The organism is Knoellia sinensis KCTC 19936, assembly GCF_000768705.1.
GTDB classification, from domain to species: domain Bacteria; phylum Actinomycetota; class Actinomycetes; order Actinomycetales; family Dermatophilaceae; genus Knoellia; species Knoellia sinensis.
Genome location: NZ_AVPJ01000038.1, coordinates 1 through 4,020 on the forward strand (window position 1 = coordinate 1; position 4,020 = coordinate 4,020).

Annotated in this window: 1 protein-coding gene; it reads left to right on the plus strand. The window is 68.7% G+C overall.

All coding sequences use genetic code 11. The features are described from left to right. The coding region (locus N802_RS18985) for an RHS repeat domain-containing protein (protein ID WP_035919590.1) at positions 1 to 4,020 on the plus strand (4,020 nt) is incomplete at both ends.

The following is a 4,020-nucleotide window of genomic DNA, read 5'->3' on the forward strand; positions in this document are numbered from 1 at the left end:
CGACCATGTGCTCACCCCCGACGGTGACACGGCCACCTACTACTACGCGCCCGAGACGAACCGGTACGCCGCGAACAAGTCGACCAGTGTCAGCTATGTGCGCGGCGGCACCCTGGCCCGGATCGACTACGGGCAACGCAACGGGTCCGAGCACTTGGCGAAGGCACCGATGCAGGTCGCGTTCAACACGGCCGAGCGGTGCTTCAACGACGCGGCCCTGGCCAACTGTGCGGCGGCCACGATGACGACCGCGAACGCCTACCACTGGCCGGACGTCCCGTTCGACCAGATCTGTGCCGCGACCTGCTCGACGACGACGCAGACGTCGCCGACGTTCTTCACCCGCAAACGCCTCGCATCCGTCACGACCGGTCTGCGCAACTCCGCTGGGACCGGGTACGACCTGGTCGACCGGTGGACCCTGACGCACTCCTACCCCGACCCGGGTGACGGCACCTCCCCATCCTTGTTCCTGACCGGCATCCAACGTCAGGGGCTGACCGGGACCGCGATCACGCTGCCGAAGGTCGAGTTCTTCGGCCAGGTCATGGACAACCGGGTCGACGGCATCGATGGCGCGGCCCCGTTCCGGAAGTGGCGGGTGTACGCGATCAACTCCGAATCCGGGTCCACCCTCGCCTGGACGTACTCCGCGAAAGACTGCTCCCCCACCTCGGTGCCCGTACCCGAGACCAATGCGCGACGCTGCTTCCCCGTCTACTTCACCCCACCGGGCGGGACGGCACCGGAGCGGCATTGGTTCCACAAGTACCGCATCGACTCGGTCACCGAAACCGACAGATCCGGCGCCTCCGTGCACCCGCTGACCACCACGTACACCTACGGCGGCACCCCGGCGTGGCACTACGACGAGAACCCGTTCACGCAGGAGAAGTACCGCACCTGGGGTGAGTGGCGCGGCTACGGCCAGGTCACCACCACCAGCGGCGCCTCCGGGTCAACCCAGTCCCAGACCATCTCGACGTACTTCCGCGGGATGAACGGCGACCGCCTCAACACCGCCGGCGGCTCCAAGTCCGTCACGGTCACCGACTCCCTGGGTGGCAGCGTCGTCGATGACTGGCGCACCGAAGGCATGACCCGTGAGTTCCGCGCCTTCAACGGTCCCGGCGGCGCCCTGCTCGGCACCACCCTCACCGACCCGTGGCTTCCCACCGCGACGACGGCGACCGATGGGCGCAGGTCCGCGCAAATGTCCGGGGTGGCGGGGACGCGGGAGCGCACCACCGTCACGGCCGGCACCCGGGAAACGAAGGAAACCACGACCAAGTTCGATCCCTACGGTCAGCCCGAGGAGGTCCAGGACGAGGGTGACGTCGCGGTCACCGGTGACGAGGAATGTACCCGCACCAGCTACGCCCGCAACACCACCTCGTGGATCCTCGACGCCGAAGCCGAAGTGCAGACCACCAAGGGCCTGTGCAGCGTCACCCCCACCACCGCCAATGCTCTTTCGCTGACGCGCACGTTCTATGACGCGTCGACCACGCTTGGTGCGGCACCCACCCGTGGCAACCCCACCCGTGTCGACGAGCTCGTCGACACCCCCACCGGACGCGCCGTCACCACCCAACAGACCATGGCCGTGGACAGCCACGGCCGTGAGACCAGCAGCACCGACGCCCTCGGCCGCACCACCACCACCGCCTTCTCCCCGTCCACCGGTGTCGCACCCACCACTGTCACGACCACCTCCCCGGACCCCGACGGCACCGGGCCCCTGGTCGCGCACGTCACCACCGAGACGATCGACCAACGCCGCGGTGTCACCACCGCCTCGACCGACGCCGCCGGGCGGGTCACCGCCACCGAGTACGACGCCCTCGGCCGCGCCATCAACGTGTGGGCGCCCGGGCGGGTCAAGGGCACCGACACCCCCACCGCCAAGTACGCGTACACGATCAGGGCGACCGGACCGAACGCCGTCACCACCGAGACCCTCATCAAGACCGGCGGCTACGTCAAGTCCGTCACGTTCTTCGACGGGCTCCTGCGACCCCGCGGCACCCAAACCCCCGTCGAGGGCACCGGCCGGGTCGTCACCGAAACCCTGTACGACTCCCGCGGCCTGGTCGCCGAGGAACGGTCCGGGATCTACGACAACACCACCAACCCGAACACCACCCTGGTCACCGTCGCAGCCTCGGCACCCGAGCGCACCATCGCGCACTCCTACGACGGCGCTTCCCGGGAGACCGCGACCATCACCAAACGCCTCGGCACCGAACTGTGGCGCACCACCCAAAACCACCACGGCGACCGGGTCACGGTCGACCCACCCGCCGGTGGTACCCCAGAACAGACCATCACCGATGCGCACGGCCGGTTGGTGGAGCGGCAGACGTTCGACGCGGCCACGGCCACCGGAACCCCGAAGACCACCACGACCTACACGTACGACGACTGGGACAACCTGGCCACCACCACCGACACCAAGGGCAAGGTCTGGTCCAAGACCCACAACCTCCAAGGCGAGCTCATCGCCACCTCCGACCCCGACAAGGGCGACTCGACCCTGACCTACGACGCCGTCGGGAACCTCACCAGCACCACCGACGCCCGCGGGAAGAAGATCACCACCAGCTACGACCAGCTCGACCGGCCCACCAAAACCACCAACACGGCCGGGGCCCCCCTGAGCTCGTACACCTACGACATCCTCCCCAACGGCACCGCCGCCCGCGGCACCCTGGCCACCACCACCCGCCACGTTGGTGCCGGTGCCCTGACCCAGTCGGTCACGGGCCTCGATTCGGCCGGGCGACCCCTGACCTCGAGCACCAGCGTCCCCGAGATTCCGGGTGTCATCCCGGCAGGCCTCAAGGCCACGATCACCACGACCAACACCTACTTCACCGACGGCTCACCCAAGTCCGTCAACACCACCGGGATCCCCGGACTGCCCAACGAAACCGTGACCTACCTGTACGACACTCTCGGCCGGCAGAACGCCATGGGTGGCATCGGCTCCTACGTCGGGGACATGGTCTGGTCCCCCTTCGGTGAACCACTGCAGTACGCCATGGGCAACACCCTCGGCAAGGAAATGTGGCACACCTTCACCTACGAGCAGGGCACCCGCCGCCTTGCCACCGCCCGGGTTGACCGGGAGAACGTCACCAGCGCCGACCTGAACACCACGTACAGCTACGACCCCGCCGGAAACGTCACCAAAACCGCCGGCACCACTTCCACCGGTGCCGTCGACACGCAATGCTTCCGCTACGACCGGGCCAGGGTCCTCACCGACGCTTGGACCCCCGGTGACAACAACTGCGTCACCGACCCCGCGTCAGCGATCCTCGGCGGCCCCGCCCCGTACCGGGCCACATGGACCGTCGACGTCAACGGCAACCGGCTCTCCGAAGCCCACCGCCGGCCCGGGCAGCCCGACCGCACCACCACCCAGACCTACGGCGCGACCCAGCCACACTTCACGTCCGCGGCAACCGTCACGACCGGCGCCAACACCGTCAACCAGACGTACGCGGCGGACGCGGCGGGGAACACCACCAGCCGACCGGGCACCACCGGGCAGCAGACCCTCACCTGGGACGACGAAGGCCACCTCACCAAGGTCGCCGTCGGCGCCACCGTCCTCCAGGAGAACGTGTACGACGCCGACGGGCAGCGCCTCCTGCGCAAGGCCGGTGGGAATACCACCCTCACCCTGGGGTCGGTCGAACTCACCCACGACACCGCCACCAGTGCCGTCACCGGGCAGCGGTACTACAAATTCCACGGCCGCACAGTCGCCGTCCGCACCGGAGCCGGCACCGCCGCCGTCAACTACCTCTTCGGCGACCACCACGGCACCGGCGAAGTCCAGATCGGCGCCACCACCAGCGCCGTCACACTGCGCCGCACCAGCCCCTACGGCGAAGACCGCACCCAAACCGGGGCCTGGATCGGCGACAAGGGCTTCGTCGGCGGCACAAACGACAACGCCATCGGGCTCACCCACCTCGGGGCGCGCGAATACGACCCCACCCTGGGCCG